A 17,806-nucleotide genomic window follows, 5' to 3' on the forward strand; every position below is an offset into this window, starting at 1 on the left:
ACTCTCGCTCACGCATTTATCGTTACTTCAACGATTTCACAATCGTATCTATGTTATGTTTAACCATCCCGATATAAGTACCTTCTGGCGTGCCTTTGTTGCCCATTGCATCAGAGAAAAGCTGACCACCGATAACTACGTCATGACCTAACTTCTTAGCCCCCTCAATAACCGATTCTATTGATTTCGAGGATACACTTGATTCAATAAACACACCTTTAATTCCATTTGTCACAAGGAAGTCACGCAACTCACTTACATCTTTAGAGCCATATTCCGACATCGTATTCATTCCTTGCAAACCTGTTACTTTCATTCCGTACGCCTTGCCAAAGTAACCGAATGCATCATGTGCCGTTACTAATATCCGATTTTTCTCCGGTATAAGCGCAATCTGCTCCTTCGCGTATATATCAAGCTTCTGAAGTTCCTCTAAGTAAGCTGTTGCATTTGCCTTATAATGTTCTGCATTAGCGCTATCTTTCTCGATTAGTGTGTCACGGATTACTTCAACTGAGGACATCCACAGCTTGACGTTAAACCAAATGTGAGGATCATGGGTCGTCCCACCAACAGATGCACCACTCTGTAATTGCGTTTCGTCCAGATTGGAGGAAACCGCAACAACCGGCTTCCTCTTCTCAAGTCTCTCGAATATTTCTCCCATTTTACCTTCTAAATGTAATCCGTTATAAAAAATGATATCTGCATCATCCAGTTTCCTTACATCACCTTGTGACGCTTTGTAGAGATGGGGATCAATACCTGCTCCCATTAATCCAGTCACTTCTACGTAATCACCACCTACTTGTTCGGCAGCGTCCGCAATCATTCCGGTTGTAGTTGTAATTTTTAACTTACCGCTTTGGTCAGATTCCTTGCTCTCATCTCCGCAAGCAGATAACATAGCTGCCGTCATCGTCAAAAATACTAGTGTCATAATTAAGCGTTTCATTGCTGCAGTTTTCCGTTTACCCTTTTTCATATAAGAATCCTCCCATTGACCCTCTTTTGGGGCCGATTTATATTATTGAACAATCCGCTCGTTGTTGCCCTTGTCAACTTTAATTAGCCATGCGCCTTTTTTTTAATTATACACAAAAATGTTTCTCTTGTGCAACATTTTTTTATTAGCACAAAAGACGACAAAAAAAGATGATCCCTGTCTAACGACAGGAACCATCTTTTGCTCGTCTTTTATGGGTTGAACTTATTTAGGTAGGTACTATTCCTCATTAGTCTGACCTGCGTTTGTACCGTTTGCTGTGTCAGTTCCGGTATTACCTGATGGAGCTTGTGAAGTTCCATCGGTACTGTTCTTTAATGCAACGTTGGGCACACCGGTCAAACCGATTTCTGCATCATAAGCATCAAAAATCTTTCTAGCGATAGGTGCTGCACCATAACCTCCGAAGCCGCCGTCTGGAACGACAACTGCTACTGCAAGTTTCGGATTTTTGGCTGGTGCATAAGCAACGAAAACGGCGTTTTCAGCAGTACGCTTAGCTACATCCTGCTCAGAAGTTCCCGTCTTACGCATAAAATCATGCTGAAATCCATCGAAACCTCTCACACTTACTTGGGACATACCCTTTTCAATTTCCTCCCAATACTCTACTTTCATATCGACAGAATTCAATATTTCAGGTGTATATCCTTGAATGACTTTACCGTCTGCGTCTCGAATTTCATTTACAAACTGCGGTTTCATTCGTTTGCCTCGGTTCGCAAGCATCGCTGTATATTGAGCTAGCTGCAACGTTGTGTAACGTCCTTGTTGACCAAAGGATGCTTGAATAAGAGCAGATTGAGCACTAGCAGCTTTTTCCTCGGCAAAATATTCTATTACGCCTTTCGTTTCACCAGGTAAGCCGCTCCCGGTCAACACACCTAGTCCAAATTGCTTCATGTAATCATCCCAAATCTCAACGCTCGATTTGCCGTTTACTTCTCCACGTCGGTATAACTTATCCCCGATCATCGCCGCCATAAACGGGTTGGATGATTTTTCAATCGCAACAGCCCCATCAATCGGTCCAAACACTTTACCTTGTGAGTTACCGATTCTTCTTTCATGACCTTTACTACCGTAATAAAATGCTCCTGTATCTGGATATCTAGTTTCTGTAGTAAATAGTCCTTCATTTAATCCAACCAGCACCGACAAAGGTTTAAGTGTCGAACCTGCTGGTACAATGGAGGAAGGATGTTTATTCCTGTCTGCGTCTGAGTAAGGACCGTATACTGTTCTAATTGTACCGTTCGGAAGAACATAACCGAAATTCTCATAATCTTCGGGGCTAATACGACCGCCTGCCCAAATGTTCGGATCATAATCCGGCATACTTGCCATTGCGACAATTTTGCCAGTATCAACTTCCATAGCAACCGCAAATCCGGTTTGAGCAAATGGTGCTCTCTCGTATTTGTTACTAGATGTACGTATCACACTCAAATGCTTCATTATTGCTTCTTCTGTCTTTAACTGGACATCTTTATTTATCGTTAAATACAAGTCCGATCCCTTTTCTGGAGTTGTAATACGCATCGGACCAATAATATGTTCTTTATTGTTAACTGGATATGACTTAACTCCGTTTTTGCCTCGCAAAACATCCTGGTACATAAACTCCAGTCCATCAAGACCAACTTCTTCTTCTTCTAAATATTTTAACGTTGCGTCCGTTTCACTTCGCTTATTTTTATAGAAATCAACATCTAAGCGTACACCTTTATATTTCTTTAAGTATCCAACAAGCTGCACCGCTATCGTATCTTCGTCATAATTACGAACGCTTTCTTCTATCACTTCTATTCCCGTAAATTCCGTTCTGTTCTGTAGGAAATAAGCTACTTCAGCATTTGTGAGTCCTGACTTGATACGTCTTGGGGTAGAGAGTGTGTTACGTATGAATCCCAAATCCATTTGACGCAAAATATCGTCAACCGTCATAACTTTATCCTTTCTACCATACTCGGTAAAGATTTTTTCTAATTGCTCAGCTGTTTCTCTTGCAATGTCTTCTGTTTTTGCTTTTTTGGTTGATGGCTGAAGACTATAATACAACGATTGCGTCGACGTTGAATAAGCAATTGGGTATCCCTTCGAATCATAAATATTGCCTCGAATAGGTGGAATTGGGTTTTCCCTTGTCCCTTTCTTGATGCCTTCAGCGCTTAGCGTCGAACCTTCTACAAACTGTAATACAGCAAGCTTAACAATTAACAAACTAAATAAAGCAAATGTAATAAAGAAAAATAAGTTCAAACGGAATGAGAAGTTCCGCCGATTGTCAACATCACGTTTTTGTGGATCATCCTGCATATCATTCACTCCTAAGTCCATGCAGGCTAATAAAGCCTACACCTAACTATTATTTTTTGCTTGATCAATAAATTGCTGGATGGGACCTTCCAGCTTCAATGTAAAGGAAGGAGTACCACGAAGCGATACTTTCACTTCACTATCACCAGCCTTGCCCTTTAGCTCGATATTTTTAGTGGTGACCGTATAAGTTCCGTCATCATTCACGGTGTACTTCGCTTCTTTCGCTTCCCCAGCCATTGCGCTAAACGCTTCATCCTTCATGGTATCTATCACCTTAGTGCTTACCACTTTCACATCATCCAGCGTATAACCGCTGTACAACACCAGTCCAACAACAACAATTGCAACAATAGCCCACTTCAAAACCGTTTTTACAATCCGCACTACGAGAAATAATATGATTAGTCCAATGACTAACACAAGCCAGTTGTCTTCCAGAAACGTCTTCCAAGTTTCATAATCATAAGATGCAAAATCTAAAAAATTCATGTTACCCCTCCATTATATCTCTTCCAATATCTCATTACAAAATATTATAGCCTACGTAACATAGAGCGTAAACGCTATCTTCCTTAATCTCCAGACATATCCTGTCCAATTATAACGTACAAGTAGATATCAAGGAAATGAGCAAGGAGGCTTTGCCCGTGAAAACTGCACTTTGGCTTTATTTATTTCTATTTGTCGCTTTTTTTGATCTGCATGCGCAATATCCTATTCTTACTCCATTCGCCATTTCACTAGGAGCAGCGCCTTCCTTTATCGGATTAATGATGGGCATGTATTCGATTACCCATCTACCGGGCAACCTTATAGCTGGATTCGGCGTCGATCGTTACGGCAGTAGACTATTTATCGTGTTCAGCTTATTCGCTGCAGGAGTAATTTTGTTATTTCAAGCATATGTAACAAATCCTTGGCAATTACTTCTTCTTCGCTCCATTAGCGGATTTGTACTTGCCTTCCTGTCCCCAGCTTGCCTAGCTTTATTAGCTCGATTAACCGATGATCGAGCGGAGCAAGGCAAACTTATGGCTGGCAATGGGCTCGTCCATACGCTAGCTTCCGTCGTTTCGCCCGCTGCAGGTGCGTATTTAGTCGCAAAGATCGGATTTGGCACAGCTTTTACTGTTCTTGGCTGGATACTAATCGTAACAGCCCTCTGCGCATTGGTATTCATTAAAGACATCCATCGCAAGCTAGACGAGCAACAAATCCCAACCGACAAACAACATATACTTTCTAAACATAAGGTTAAGAAAGAACAAGAAAACGCGATTCCTCTGCCGTGGCTTATTTTTCTATTGCCCGTAGCCATTAGCTGCGCACAAGGCATATTATCGTTTGAGCTGCCCCTGCTTGCAAAAACAACTGATGCAATGATGACTACCGGTTTGCTTTTTTCTGTCATAAGTATTGGTGCACTAGTGACGTTAAGCATGTTTTTCTTGAATCGTTTTCCTGCGTTTTATCGCACGCTTCTAGGCGCCCTTAGCCTTGCACTTCTGTATTTCAGCATTGCTGCAGCAGTTCCTGTTCCACTGGCAGTAATGTTATTTGGGGTAGGTATGGCAAAAGGGATTATACTTCCTGCACTATCCACATTGCTTATTGAAATGAGCGGCGGTGCGCGCTATGGACGAACCTTCTCTTTGTTGTCTATCGCTTTCTCTGTTGGCGCATTCCTTGGACCTATGCTGGCAGGGCAATTGAGAGACTATATTTCACCCTACTATATTGCTTTTATTGCTTTAATGATCGCATTAACCATTATGCCATTATACAAACTGCGACCTATCTCCTCGCCGCCAAACACCCATTTTAAAGGCGTATAGGTATTCGCACAAGGCATTCGTCTCACCCGCACATACAATACGGTGAGTCAAGTGACCAGTTAACCTACCGATTACAATACCGGTCATGATGACTAACGACGCTGAGCGAAAAGAAAGAGGGTGACTCCATAGATGTCATGCGCAAACTCTGTAGATAGAGGCTTTGAACATAATCACTCCAGAAATGTCGGCATAATTCTCGTATTGTTCATTTTACTTGTCATTATCGTATGTTCTGGATTCTGGTAAGCTGATCATAACTTGATCCGAAGCAAGCGACAGTTACTAAACTGTACGCTTGCTTTTTCATTTAGTGTACTTTTGGTGATACACTATTCTTATACTGTTATTACATGGTTTAAGGAGGAACAAGATGGATATTGCCATAATCGTTGAGGGTAAAAACGATAAAGCTCGATTAAGACGGGTGCTGCACAATACCATTAGTATTTATTGTACCTTCGGCACACCTGGTACGGATCAACTTGAGAAGCTGCGCAAGGACATTAACGATAGTCATGTGTTTATTTTCACTGACAATGATTCATCAGGGCGAAGAATTCGCCGAATGATACGAGATTTATTTCCTGATGCTGAACATATTTACACTAGAAGAGGTTATTCGGGGGTAGAGAACACTCCAGAAGACTATTTAATTAGCCAATTAGAAAAAGCGGGACTCGATGCGCATATTATTTATCCTGCGCCGAGCCCCGCTTCCATATGGAACAAACATGAATTTTAAAGCAATTTATTAATTTGTTGTACGATGTAATCGGGAGTGAGTTCTAAATCACTGCCGTTTATCCATTCGCGAATTTGTCCATCTCCATCAACAAGTGTAATAATATTGAAATGGGCAAATTCGTTTGTTTCTTTATCCTTCATTACACCAACCTCAAAACTTCTGGCAAGATCAATCGTCGCCTGTTCTTCGCCCCTTAGAAAATGCCAACCATCGAATTCAGCGGACGTGTTGTTAGCAAATTCACGGATGACCTCCGGTGTATCACGCGTAGGGTCAAATGTAATGGAGATAAGTTCTGCTTTTGTACCAAGTGTCCCTTGCTCTCTAAGCTTCTCTTGAACTTGAGACAATATGAATGTAGTTGGCGGACAAACATCCGGACAATTAGCAAAATAAAAATATACGAGTCTCGCTTTACCTTTAGTTGATTCTAAAGATACAGCTTTTCCATTGATGTCATTCATCTCAAAAGCAGGAGCTGCTTGCTGAATAGGCAATGGCTGCTCAGCTTTCCATACGTAAGTAAATAGTAAATAAATACCCATTGCTAAACATAATGCTAAGACTGCAATTTTAAAGCTATGTTTACGTAAGAAACTCAATTCCATTCACTCTCCCGCATCCTATTACAGCCTTATTTTTCACTTCCGTTAAAGAGCACCAATCATAAAATATTAAGTAAACGTCGTATTGGCAATCATCGCAATAAAAACGATCATTAAATAGTTAACTGATATTAAAAAATTCGTTTTGGCCCATTTCTCTGTATCCTTAGCAGATATTCCACCAAGGGTATGGAATAACCAAACTAGGCTGAGTATAACCGAAATGATTAAGAAATAAATGCCTACATAGTTGTAAGTGTACATAAGTACAACCGTTGGAAACAGAAGCAACACATAAGGAATCATTTGAAGCTTCGTACGCTTAATCCCTTTGACAACTGGTAATAGCGGATATCCAGCTGCACGGTATTCCTCAACACGACGAATAGCAAGTGACCAAAAGTGAGCAGGTTGCCATAGGAATAATAATGCAAAGAGCAACCAAGCGCCTGCGTCAACTTCACCCGTTACAGCACAATATCCAATTACAGGAGGCATAGCCCCAGAGATACCGCCAATTGACGTACTCCATGTCGATGTGCGTTTAAGCCACATCGTATAAATAATGATATAAACAAACCAACCTAATAGACCAAGCCAACCAGAAATCGGATTTACCAGTGTAAATAATACTGTAATTCCTGCAACACCCATAATCATGCCGTATGCAAGAACCGAACTCGGCTTCATTCTGCCCATCGGCAACGTACGATTTCTAGTACGCTCCATCTTCTTGTCCAGTTCGCGATCCCAGTAGTTGTTCACTACTGTGGCCGAAGCCATCGTTAGCGTAGAACCGATCAACGTCCATATCAATAGCAGGAAATTAATATCCCACTTAGCAGCAACCCAAAAGCCTCCCAATGCAGCGAACATGTTCAGTTGCAGGAGTCGTGGTTTGGTTAATGCAATCAAATCCTTCAGCACGAAGTTAGCCTCCCAAGTTATGCGACAAGGCGCTTAACACGCCTATCTTTCATTGATGAATCGACTCTAATCATACAGAAAAAAACCTACTGTGACAACGTTCCCCGCCTTTGTTCAATAATTCGACACTCAATATGTGACAATTCAATTTCTATTTCATTAGTAACCAATCCTCCCATCCTTCAATACAATAACCATGTGGTGTAACGCCTATCAGATCACGAAGGGAAGTGAGGGGTCTAATCTATGGCTGTTATCAAAACGAACGCTGAAGATACGAAGATGCTCGCTCGTCTGCTTAGAGCTGAAGCAGAGGGTGAAGGTGAGCTCGGCATGCTAATGGTTGGCAACGTCGGTGTCAATCGCATACGCGGCAATTGTCTCGATTTCAAAAACATACGCTCCATTCCGGATATGGTCTATCAGAGCCCTGGGGGCTTTGAAGCTATCCAAAAAAGCTACTTTTATCAAAAGGCGAGAGAGAGTGAAATTCGCCTAGCTAAGCGCGTTATTAGTGGGGAGCGTCAGCATCCTGCTTCCAATGCGCTTTGGTTCTACCGACCAACAGGCGGTTGCCCAAGCACATGGTGGGATCAAGCCAATAGCGGACGATATAAGGCACATTGCTTCTTCGTTCCTCAATCCGGTGAGTGTCCTGCCGTATTTTAAGAAATAATTTCTAAAGAGCGAAAGAGAGGATTAACAAGTATGAATAATAATTACGGTTACAAACAGCAAGTGAGCATGGCGAATATGGGACCGAATGTGTCGCCCTATGGAGCCAATCAATCCTATGGTTATGGCGGAGGTTATCCGCAATATGCTCAGCCATACTATGCGCAACAATCTGCGACTATATCAGCAATGCAAGCTCCGAGTTCTACAGTACCTCCAGTGCCTAGCGGTGCCTTTGTTACACCAAGCGGCGGAAGTATTGTTACAGTACCTGCTACTGAAGAATCCTACGTAGAAAATATTCTTAGACTTAATCGTGGTAAACTTGCTACATTTTATATGACTTACGAAAACAATCGGGAGTGGAATGCAAAAATTTTTAAAGGTATTATCGAAGCAGCAGGTCGTGATCATATCGTCATTAGTGATCCTTCTACGGGCATGCGCTACTTACTACTCATGTTGAATTTGGATTACGTTACATTTGATGAACCAATTAAATATGAATATCCGTTCCATGGCAGCGTCGTAACACCTAGCACTCCAATGAGTAGCTAATCAAGAGGAATAGTATCTCCCCCAAATACTATTCCTCTCAACATCCCACTATGATGTGATTGTAGTTATCGATTTGAATGTCCAAACATTCAGCTTCGCTGGTCCGCCCACGATCCATTGCGAAAGCTCGAACCACGGAGAACGCCTACTTGCGCGTTCTTCTTTTATTTGCTCCGCATTCTCTTTGCTATCTGTCGTCCAAACTTCCACAAACAAACATGGTTGATCTGTTCCTTCATACACATGGACATGAAGTGCTGTCTCCTGTTGAAGCTTAGTTGATGCAGCCAAATAAAGTTCTCTTTGTTCGGGCATAATACGATACTCCGCAAAACAAATGTACATATGAATTGGTGCTCCTCTCACTTATATTGATAAAGTTCCCTTACTGAGTGAATACTAATCCTAATCATTTGAACAGGGGGACTTCACCATATGGATACTGGTACACATCTCGTCATGGGCATCGGACTGGCAGGCTTAGCAATGGTAGATCCAGTCGTTGCAGCAAACCCAACTATTTTGACAGCAGTACTTATCGGCACAGTAGCAGGATCGCAAGCACCAGATCTCGATAACCTTCTCCGGCTCAAAGGAAATGCATGTTATATTCGAAACCACAGAGGTATTTCCCACTCCATTCCCGCTATCTTCATTTGGGCAATAGCAATTACTGGATTGCTTCAATTACTTTACAAAGGAAGCTTGCCTTGGCTGCATGTCGGAGGGTGGGTGTTGCTATCTGTTGCTCTTCATGTATTTACCGACTTATTTAATGCTTATGGCACGCAGGCGATGCGACCGTTTAACGAAACATGGATCTCTTGGAATATAATCCACATATTTGATCCCGTTCTGTTCACAGTCCATATTATAGCCATTTTACTTTGGTCAGCCAATCTCGTAAATCCAGCTATGTTATTCCCGATCATGTATTTGTTCCTTACCGTCTACTTCATATGGCGAACAATTACTGCGAAACGGACAGTGAAGTGGCTTCCTAGCTTGGATAAAACACATAAAAAAAGCGATACCTATTTTGCAATACCAACGATATCTCTTTCTATATGGAATATCGTGAAGCAATCCACTGATGGAACCTTCTCCGTTGGCAATCTCCGCGGAAGATCATTGAAGTGGCTCGACAAAGTTCAGTGCTCCAGCCATCCGGCGGTGGAAAAATCAAAAAATGATGCTGGCATTCGATCCTTCCGATACTTTACGAGCTTTGCATGTGCTGATGTGAAGGAGCATAGTTGGGGCTACGAAGTAAGATGGTCTGATGTAAGATATCGTCATCGCAAGCAATATCCATTTGTAGCCGTACTTCTTATGAACAAACAATTTGAAACAGTCGGTTCTTATGTTGGCTGGTTAAGTGATGATCGATTGATGAAGAGATTACGGATGGATACGTATTAACATTGACTAGACTAAGCCCCTTCCTGCACAATGGGAAGGGGCTATAATTCTACTATTGGACTTGAAACGTAAAACGAAGCCCAAGGTTTCCCTTGGGCTTCGTTTATAGATCAATCATTGTGTATGAGAAGCTATTGACGGTAGCCGCCGGACAATTGTTGCTCCGCGATTTGGACAAGCTTCTTCGTAATGTATCCTCCAAGCGAACCTGCGTCGCGCGTTGATACGTTTCCGTAATAGCCATCTGCCGGGATTTGTACACCGAGTTCTTGCGCTGCCTCAAGTTTTAATTGATTCAGTGCTTGCGATGCTTGTGGGACAATTAGTTGGTTGCTTCCTGCCATAAGGTATTTCTCCTTTCGTCCTCTGCACTTTTGATGTATTGCAAGCTTGCAAAGTTATTATGTGCATCGTCTTAAAAACTATGCTTCATTCTAAAAAATATTTATAGCGGTCTCAAATTGTCTAAGGAGTGTTCTATAATTGTCTAAACCACTATCACTGTTTTTTGCTTCTTTATCTATCTTGTTTATGAGTGCAACCGCAATCTCCATCAGCCATAGCGGCTGGCTAGTCTTGCTTTTTGGTTTGCTTTCCTTTTTCAGTGTTGGCGCAGGCTTTATTACAAAGGCACGTCTTAGAAGAAAAAATCAAGAGGCTAAAACAAAAAATAACAATTGAATTCTCTCTAAAATGTTATGCAAAATAAAAACAGCCACCGCATCATTGCCCACGGTGGCTATTCGTATGTTATTTTATCCTCTTGGATTCAAGAAACCCATCTTTTCTTTTACTTCCGCTATCGTCTTCTCAGCTATTAAAGATGCTCTTTCAGCACCTTGTTTCAAAATGTCATGGATTTCGCCAGTACGACGAATTTCATTATATCTCGTTTGTATAGGTTCTATTACAGCAACGACATGCTCCGCCAAATCCTTCTTGAATGGACCATAACCTTGTCCATCGTATTTAGCTTCAATCTCATCTAAAGACATTCCTGCACAATGAGAGTAAATCCCCATCAAGTTACTAATTTCAGGCTTATTAGCAGGATCATACTTCACTTCACGACCAGAGTCTGTCGTTGCACGGCTTATTTTTTTTCTAATAACATCAGGAGGATCAAGCAAAGCGATAAAACTTCCCACGTTAGGGTTGCTTTTACTCATCTTCTTGCTGGCATTATCTAATGACATCACTCGTGCACCAACTTTAGGGATAAACGGTTCCGGAATCGTAAATGTTGAACCGAAGCGTTGATTGAAACGATGTGCAAGATCTCTTGTTAGCTCCAGATGTTGCTTCTGATCATCGCCTACTGGTACAAGATCAGCATTATAGATCAAAATATCAGCAGCCATAAGTGCAGGATAAACAAAAAGTCCTGCTCCTACAGAATCCTTACCTGATGACTTGTCCTTGAATTGCGTCATCCGTTCAAGCTCACCCATATTGGTCAGAGTAGTAAATAACCAGCCAAGCTCAGCATGAGCACGGACATGAGATTGAACGAATACATTAGCTTTTGCAGGATCGATTCCAGCAGCAATAAACAAAGCAGCGACAGACTCTGTTTGTTCCCTAAGAGCGCCCGGTTCTTGCGGAACCGTCACCGCATGTAAATCCACAACCATAAAATAACATTCTTCGGTATGCTGAAGCTTAATAAAATTTTGCATAGCACCAATGTAATTGCCTAATGTAAGTTGCCCGCTGGGCTGTATACCTGATAATACTTTTTTCATCTCATTCATTCTCCTTGCTTAAAAGTGCTGATTTTGCATTAAACCCGATTATAACCCTGCTTAATGTAAAGTCAAGGAGCGCTACTTTAGTTCAATCACTATTTAATTGGACAAGCTTAAGAAATTTGTCCTATCGTCAAAACAAGCAGCATAAGATATACTACAATTATGAATCGTAATTATTACAATTAAGAAAGGGAATAATTGCATGCGACAATCGATCTTCCGGTATGCTACACCTGCATTAGCAACAGGCTGTCTTATTATGATTGTATTAATCGCTACAAATCGTGAGTTACCCGGTGTCATTACTTCCATCTTTCAAACAGCAAATTTACAGTCCTTCAAAATTTTATTTATAAGCATCATACTAGAGGCCTTTCCATTTATTTTGCTCGGTGTATTGTTCTCATCCCTCTTACAGGTGTTTGTTACGGATGAGATGATTCGCAAATTTACACCACGTAACCGGATTGCGGGCGTATTATTCGGTGGGCTTCTCGGTATCGTCTTCCCATTATGCGAATGTGGCATGATACCTGTCATCCGAAGATTAATTCGCAAAGGAATGCCTTCCTACATTGGTATCGTATATTTACTCGCTGGACCTATCGTCAATCCCATCGTATATACGTCAACATTCACCGCTTTCCGTACCACACCTCAGATGGCGTACTCCCGAATGGCATTAGCTTTCGTAATTGCTATTATCGTTGGCTTACTTTTTGCGAAGTTTTTGAAATCAAGTCCTTTACGCGGGGATCATCATCAACTACAAACAAACAATGCTGCACACAATACGCTTCACACTCCTTTTCAAATGATAAGTGGACAAACGAAAGAAACGCCAACAGGTAAAATTCGAGGCAGAGCATCCGCAACACTTGGCCATGCTTCAGATGAGTTTTTTGAGATGGGTAAATATTTAATCTTTGGTGCATTCCTTACTGCAGTAATCCAAACAGCAATCGACAGAAGTACGTTAGTTCATTTCGCAGATCAGCCCATGTTCTCTTATATTTTTATGATGATTTTTGCATTTATTTTATCGATTTGCTCTACTTCCGATGCTTTTATTGCAGCTTCATTTAGCGGCATATTCCAGCAAGGACCACTACTTGCATTTCTAGTGTTTGGACCGATGATTGATTTCAAAAATACACTAATGCTGCTATCCACTTTTAGAATCAAAATAGTACTCATACTTATTGCGCTCACTGCCATTTTGACTTTTGCGGGAGCATTATTAATGGAGGTGTTGTTATGACCCATCACCTTTTACGGGGAACCATCCTTACTGGATTCTCCTTACTAATTGTTTACTTGTTCCATACAGGTGAAATTTCACTATACATAGCACCTCGAATGGAGCTGCTAGTCAAAATATCCGCAATTGGGCTATATGCTGCTGCTGCATACCAGTTTTATGCTGCTCTGCAAAAACGAGTGCACAAGCATACTGTAGATTGTGGATGCGGACATGAGCCTTCGCCTTCCAAATTGAAAAACACAGTTATATACAGCCTATTTATTTTCCCGCTGCTCATAGGATTTCTGTTCCCAACTGGAACACTTGGTAGTTCTCTCGCTGCCAAAAAAGGAGTAAGCTTCTCAGGAAATGAGTCTATCTCACGTATTGAAGCAGTTGAGGTAAGCTCAACCGCAGGACTAGACGAATTATTCCCGTCAGATGAGTACACGATCGATCATGCGAACTATGGGAAGATGCTTTACGGTCAATCGCTCATTCAAATACCAGAGGAGCAATTTATAGAAACGTTAACTACATTAGATCTGTACAGAGAAGCTTTTATGAATAAAGAAATAGAAATAACCGGCTTTGTCTATCGTGAAGAAGAAATGGGACCCGACCGTATTGCTGTTAGCCGTTTCGCCATGAACTGTTGTTCAGCCGATTCATTGCCTTATGGATTAATGATTAATTGGCCTCATGCGAATGAATATAGTGAGGATGAATGGGTCACAGTTAAGGGCAAACTAACGACATCTATCTATAATGAAAATGAAATTATTACAATTGATGTAACCTCTATTAAACGTATCACTGCACCAGCATCGCCCTATGTATATCCTGATCTTGAGTTTGGGCTATAATATTTCAAAAAAAAAGAAGCAATGGCTGCTCTTCGAGGCGGCCATTGCTTCTTTTTATTGATAGTCACGTAATATTTGCGGTTGTCTTACTTGAGGAACATATTTATTATTCCATGTAGCCATATTGTAATTCGATTCATAGAGTACGCTTGCTGACCATGAGTTTGTGCTAGCACGAACGGAGAAATCATACAGAATCTCGCCATGCGTCCAATCTCGTCTATATTTCAGCGCATCAATGGCCATCTGACGAAAGTCATGTACTTGATTAAGCGACAATCCCTTTTCGCAATCCTCGATCTTCCCATTTTTGCTTTCGATGGGATGATGTTTCAATCCGAACTTGCCGACAGCATTGTTACGAATGTGAATTAAAACTGTTCCCGCTGAAGCGTTTGTCAATTCTCCTTCCAGCTGCCGAAACACAAAATCTACTTGTCGGGCAAGAGAGACCGAGTTTATTTCCATCATTGAAACCTCCTCGAATGCGACAATTTATCTTTTAATCCGACAACTATTAACTAAATCCAACATCGAATTGTTTATATGGTAGCACCTATAAATATATTGTTCACCGAAATTTTTTGTAGTATTTTCCGAAGATATTACTGCGCTTTTATACCTATATAAATAAGTCTAAAGACCCCCGCAAGAGGAACTAATTCCATTTCGACAATTATAGACCATTTTCGCAGAAAGTGTTATAATATGGTTATTCTATATAAAGGAGCGCTTACATAATGATTCAATGGTACTACTCGCAGTCCGTGCGCAATAAACTATTGATTACCACTTATTTAAATTTAGCGCTATTATCTATTATTTCAATTATTATTACAGTAATTATTGGCGGCAACGTGCTTGCGATCGTAATTGGAGCTATCATTTTCGCGATCGCTGCATACCCTATTACATCCTTTATAGAAAAATCAATTACCCATTCTTTTGACGAAATATCATCTGCTGCATACCGGATCGCAAAGGGAGACTTCACACACAAGATCGATACTTCAAGCACCTCAGGCTCCGGTGAATTAGGCCACTCCTTCAATAGTATGGTAGACAAGCTCCGTGATATTTTAACAGAAACATCCAGCATTATTCGACATGTAGCTGAAACTAGCAGAAGCATCTTCGACAAGAACAACAGTGTTCAAACGGCAATGGAACAAGTTGCAGCATCAGCTAATGAATTAGCTACTGGTGCCAACGAAATTTCGGAAGATGTCACAGATATGAGCGTATCCATCAACGAAATTGAAGAAAAAGTTGCCGCATACGCACATTCTACGAAAGAAATGAATGAGAGATCCGAACAAACGATAAAGCTTGTCGACAAAGGTAAAAATGCTCTTGATGTTCAAGCGACAGGAATGAAACGTAACATTGACGCAACAGCTAAAGTATCCGAGACGATTGAAGACCTAGCACGTAAAGCACAAGGCATCTCAGCCATTACAACTACAATTTCCGATATTGCAGAGCAAACGAATCTATTGTCCCTGAACGCTTCAATTGAAGCTGCCCGTGCAGGTGAGCATGGCAGAGGATTTGCTGTCGTCGCACAAGAGGTACGTAAACTTGCCGAAGAATCTACTGCTTCCACCAAGCAAGTATTTCATCTTGTTAAAAGCATCGATGAAGGGATTAAGCAAGCAATAAGTAATATGAAAGTAAATGAAGAGGTTGTAAATATGCAGGCTGATCATATTCGACAGTCTGAGCACGTGTTCATGGAAATCGAACAAAGCATTCAGTTTATTACTAATCAGATCTATGCATTCTCTCAAGAAAGCGATGTAATGTTGGAAAGTGCACAAAAAATTTCAGGAGCAATTCAAAATATCTCCGCTATAACACAACAATCAGCTGCAGGTACGGAGCAAGTTTCCGCTTCCATGAACGAGCAAATCGCATCCGTGCAAGCAGTTGTTCAGGAGACAGAACGAATGTTGTCTATGGCTACTCAGCTCCAAAGAACGATTCAAGTATTTAAGATGAAATGATGCGTATGCAAAGCCTGCATTCATACTTATGAATGCAGGCTTTTTTGTTTCGCCCTCCAAATGGGTATTTCATCGCTCCACGCATGAATACATCGCACGACGGAGAAAGTACATATACACCATTACAAATTTGATAAGAACGGATGAAGGGAATGCCAAAACAAACTACTAAATATTTGAGAAGACTTTTATCGTTAATGGTAATTTGTGCTGTTGTAACTACGTTGCTTCCCGCTTCATCTATTCATTCAAATGAAACGATAGATGTATTTGTTCCTCAGCAAACGAACGATACCACTGTCAAAAAAAAAGCTAAGAAACAACCTTCACCTAACCGTAGCGGAAAGCAAAATGAAAATCGCAAAAAAAATCAACCTCCCAAACGAGCTGTCAAAGTTTCATGGGTTAAATTGCAACAACAATACCCTGGCGCTTTTATGATGAGTGGGTCACGCTCTCAGAAGAAGGTGGCACTAACATTTGATGATGTGCCAGATCCAAGATACACGCCCGCTGTATTAGACATTTTGGCAAAACATCATATAAGGGCTACTTTTTTTGTTGTTGGCGATAGAGCTTCTAAACATCCTGCATTAGTCAGAAGAATTAAAAATGAAGGGCATATTATCGGTAATCACTCCTATAATCATGCCATTTTCTCCAAATTAACTAATGCACAGTTTCAAAAACAAATTTTACAAACTAACCGAGTTATTAAAAACATAAGTGGTTTATCTCCAAGGTTAATTCGACCTCCTTATGGAGATCTTCTACCGCAGCAGGTAGTATGGGGCAAACAAAATGGCTACACAATTGTAAATTGGGATGTCGATTCGGAGGATTGGAAGAAAAACCCTAGCAGTGACGTTGTCATGTCAAACATAAACCGGACACTTCAACCAGGATCAATTATTTTGCAACATGCTGGCGGTGGCGTTGGCCAAAGTTTGTCAGGTACGATTGAGGCGCTGCCTATTCTTATAGAAGAACTACAAGAAAAAGGGTATGAACTTGTCACATTGCCTGAGCTATTGGGGAAACGAGCATATCGTTAACGTCAAGCGCAAACAGCTCAGTCATCCACGGAGGGCATAGCATCGTTCTGCGGAGAAATAGCAGCCTTTTATAAGATGACTCTGTTATAGAGACTTATATTTTCAAAAAAACCGGCTAGCCTCATCCCCTGATGAGCTGCCGGTTATACTTGTGTATTATTTCAAAATATAAGCTTGAACGTTCTGAATACCAAACTTCATCGCTTGTTGGGTTGAGCCAGGAACAAAGATATCGATACGATTACCTTTAACCGAACCACCCATATCTGTAGCAGTAGCTATCATTCCACCGCTAGGTAAGCCATTGTAATTATAACCTGTAATATAAAGTTTCGTACCAAGTGGAATCATCTTCGGATCAACAGCGATTGTTCCAACTTTAAGCTTGTTGCCAAAGTAGTCTACCGCTCCCCATCCTCCATTCTCGGAGGCAGCTGCCGTATATGCTGTAGCTTTCACTGAGATTTGTTTCGAGTACGAATGAACATCACCACTTGGAGCCATAACAGTCTTGTCACTTGGCAAGATTGTTGCATTGTTAACCGAGTTAGGTTTCGAGGTTAATGCTCCAGGAATAGTAACCTTCATACCAACTTGCATATTAAGCGGGTGAATTGATTTATTAGCGTCCATAATCGTTTTCATTGGAACTTTGTATTGAAGTGATAACTTCCAGAATGTATCATTGCCAATCACGGTATGTGTGTGTGCTGATGCTTGTGCTGTACCTGCGGATAACGCGATTGATAATGCAATCGCTGCGCTTGCTATTATTGCCTTTTTCAAA

Annotated in this window: 20 protein-coding genes; 10 read left to right on the forward strand and 10 right to left on the reverse strand. The window is 41.1% G+C overall.

Annotated features, from left to right (window positions below; genetic code table 11):
- Positions 1–22: 22 nt before the first annotated feature.
- The 3 genes from MFF31_RS23835 to MFF31_RS23845 form a co-directional block, all read right to left on the reverse strand.
- Positions 23–985 (reverse strand): metal ABC transporter solute-binding protein, Zn/Mn family, encoded by a 963-nt coding sequence (locus tag MFF31_RS23835; protein WP_238191616.1) that lies wholly within the window; start codon positions 983–985, stop codon positions 23–25.
- 240 nt (positions 986–1,225) lie between these two features.
- Entirely contained in the window at positions 1,226–3,346 is a 2,121-nt protein-coding gene (locus MFF31_RS23840) for a peptidoglycan D,D-transpeptidase FtsI family protein (protein WP_248565561.1), read from the reverse strand.
- A 21-nt stretch (positions 3,347–3,367) separates the two neighbouring features.
- The gene (locus MFF31_RS23845) at positions 3,368–3,817 is read right to left on the reverse strand and encodes a hypothetical protein (RefSeq protein WP_238191620.1); all 450 of its coding nucleotides are present in this window, start codon (positions 3,815–3,817) and stop codon (positions 3,368–3,370) included.
- Between the two features lie 158 nt (positions 3,818–3,975).
- On the opposite strand from MFF31_RS23845, the gene MFF31_RS23850 reads away from it, so the two are divergent.
- Both MFF31_RS23850 and MFF31_RS23855 read left to right on the forward strand, forming a co-directional pair.
- Entirely contained in the window at positions 3,976–5,163 is a 1,188-nt protein-coding gene (locus tag MFF31_RS23850) for an MFS transporter (RefSeq protein ID WP_238191622.1), read from the forward strand.
- A 373-nt stretch (positions 5,164–5,536) separates the two neighbouring features.
- Positions 5,537–5,908, forward strand: coding sequence for a toprim domain-containing protein (locus MFF31_RS23855; protein ID WP_238191624.1), 372 nt, complete (start codon positions 5,537–5,539; stop codon positions 5,906–5,908).
- On the opposite strand, the gene MFF31_RS23860 is transcribed toward MFF31_RS23855, so the two are convergent.
- Positions 5,905–6,513, reverse strand: a complete 609-nt coding sequence (locus MFF31_RS23860) for an SCO family protein (RefSeq protein WP_238191626.1) — start codon at positions 6,511–6,513, stop codon at positions 5,905–5,907. The genes MFF31_RS23855 and MFF31_RS23860 overlap by 4 nt on opposite strands.
- A 72-nt stretch (positions 6,514–6,585) precedes the next feature.
- Positions 6,586–7,443 (reverse strand): heme o synthase, encoded by an 858-nt coding sequence (cyoE, locus tag MFF31_RS23865; protein WP_238191628.1) that lies wholly within the window; start codon positions 7,441–7,443, stop codon positions 6,586–6,588.
- 246 nt (positions 7,444–7,689) lie between these two features.
- On the opposite strand from cyoE, the gene MFF31_RS23870 reads away from it, so the two are divergent.
- Positions 7,690–8,112 (forward strand): cell wall hydrolase, encoded by a 423-nt coding sequence (locus tag MFF31_RS23870; protein ID WP_238191630.1) that lies wholly within the window; start codon positions 7,690–7,692, stop codon positions 8,110–8,112.
- Between the two features lie 84 nt (positions 8,113–8,196).
- Positions 8,197–8,676 (forward strand): spore coat protein GerQ, encoded by a 480-nt coding sequence (gerQ, locus tag MFF31_RS23875; protein WP_375541372.1) that lies wholly within the window; start codon positions 8,197–8,199, stop codon positions 8,674–8,676.
- A 48-nt stretch (positions 8,677–8,724) separates the two neighbouring features.
- On the opposite strand, the gene MFF31_RS23880 is transcribed toward gerQ, so the two are convergent.
- Positions 8,725–9,021, reverse strand: a complete 297-nt coding sequence (locus tag MFF31_RS23880) for a hypothetical protein (RefSeq protein ID WP_238191634.1) — start codon at positions 9,019–9,021, stop codon at positions 8,725–8,727.
- 90 nt (positions 9,022–9,111) lie between these two features.
- On the opposite strand from MFF31_RS23880, the gene MFF31_RS23885 reads away from it, so the two are divergent.
- The gene (locus MFF31_RS23885) at positions 9,112–10,098 is read left to right on the forward strand and encodes a metal-dependent hydrolase (protein ID WP_238191636.1); all 987 of its coding nucleotides are present in this window, start codon (positions 9,112–9,114) and stop codon (positions 10,096–10,098) included.
- A 131-nt stretch (positions 10,099–10,229) separates the two neighbouring features.
- On the opposite strand, the gene MFF31_RS23890 is transcribed toward MFF31_RS23885, so the two are convergent.
- Positions 10,230–10,442 (reverse strand): alpha/beta-type small acid-soluble spore protein, encoded by a 213-nt coding sequence (locus MFF31_RS23890; protein WP_238191638.1) that lies wholly within the window; start codon positions 10,440–10,442, stop codon positions 10,230–10,232.
- A gap of 139 nt (positions 10,443–10,581) precedes the next feature.
- Between MFF31_RS23890 and MFF31_RS23895 the strand changes: the two genes are divergently transcribed.
- Positions 10,582–10,779 carry a hypothetical protein gene (locus MFF31_RS23895; RefSeq protein ID WP_238191640.1) on the forward strand — a complete coding sequence of 66 codons (198 nt, stop codon included), beginning with the start codon at positions 10,582–10,584 and terminating at the stop codon, positions 10,777–10,779.
- A 74-nt stretch (positions 10,780–10,853) separates the two neighbouring features.
- Here the strand turns inward: MFF31_RS23895 and trpS are convergent, their stop codons facing one another.
- Entirely contained in the window at positions 10,854–11,843 is a 990-nt protein-coding gene (gene trpS, locus MFF31_RS23900; RefSeq protein ID WP_238191642.1) for a tryptophan--tRNA ligase, read from the reverse strand.
- 208 nt (positions 11,844–12,051) lie between these two features.
- Here trpS and MFF31_RS23905 point away from each other — a divergent pair, with 208 nt between their 5' ends.
- Positions 12,052–13,110, forward strand: a complete 1,059-nt coding sequence (locus MFF31_RS23905; RefSeq protein WP_238191644.1) for a permease — start codon at positions 12,052–12,054, stop codon at positions 13,108–13,110.
- Positions 13,107–13,958 carry a TIGR03943 family putative permease subunit gene (locus tag MFF31_RS23910; protein ID WP_238191646.1) on the forward strand — a complete coding sequence of 284 codons (852 nt, stop codon included), beginning with the start codon at positions 13,107–13,109 and terminating at the stop codon, positions 13,956–13,958. The genes MFF31_RS23905 and MFF31_RS23910 overlap by 4 nt, the downstream gene beginning before the upstream one ends.
- Before the next feature lie 54 nt (positions 13,959–14,012).
- Here the strand turns inward: MFF31_RS23910 and MFF31_RS23915 are convergent, their stop codons facing one another.
- Positions 14,013–14,429: an O-methyltransferase gene (locus MFF31_RS23915; protein WP_238191648.1), complete on the reverse strand. Its 417-nt coding sequence runs from the start codon at positions 14,427–14,429 to the stop codon at positions 14,013–14,015.
- Between the two features lie 269 nt (positions 14,430–14,698).
- On the opposite strand from MFF31_RS23915, the gene MFF31_RS23920 reads away from it, so the two are divergent.
- Positions 14,699–15,964 carry a methyl-accepting chemotaxis protein gene (locus MFF31_RS23920; RefSeq protein WP_238191649.1) on the forward strand — a complete coding sequence of 422 codons (1,266 nt, stop codon included), beginning with the start codon at positions 14,699–14,701 and terminating at the stop codon, positions 15,962–15,964.
- Positions 15,965–16,116: 152 nt separating this feature from the next.
- Positions 16,117–17,019 carry a polysaccharide deacetylase family protein gene (locus tag MFF31_RS23925; protein ID WP_238191650.1) on the forward strand — a complete coding sequence of 301 codons (903 nt, stop codon included), beginning with the start codon at positions 16,117–16,119 and terminating at the stop codon, positions 17,017–17,019.
- 156 nt (positions 17,020–17,175) lie between these two features.
- Here the strand turns inward: MFF31_RS23925 and MFF31_RS23930 are convergent, their stop codons facing one another.
- Positions 17,176–17,805: a 3D domain-containing protein gene (locus MFF31_RS23930; RefSeq protein ID WP_238191651.1), complete on the reverse strand. Its 630-nt coding sequence runs from the start codon at positions 17,803–17,805 to the stop codon at positions 17,176–17,178.
- Position 17,806 lies beyond the last annotated feature (1 nt).

The organism is Paenibacillus sp. L3-i20 (assembly GCF_022180385.2).
Taxonomy (GTDB): Bacteria; Bacillota; Bacilli; order Paenibacillales; family Paenibacillaceae; genus Pristimantibacillus.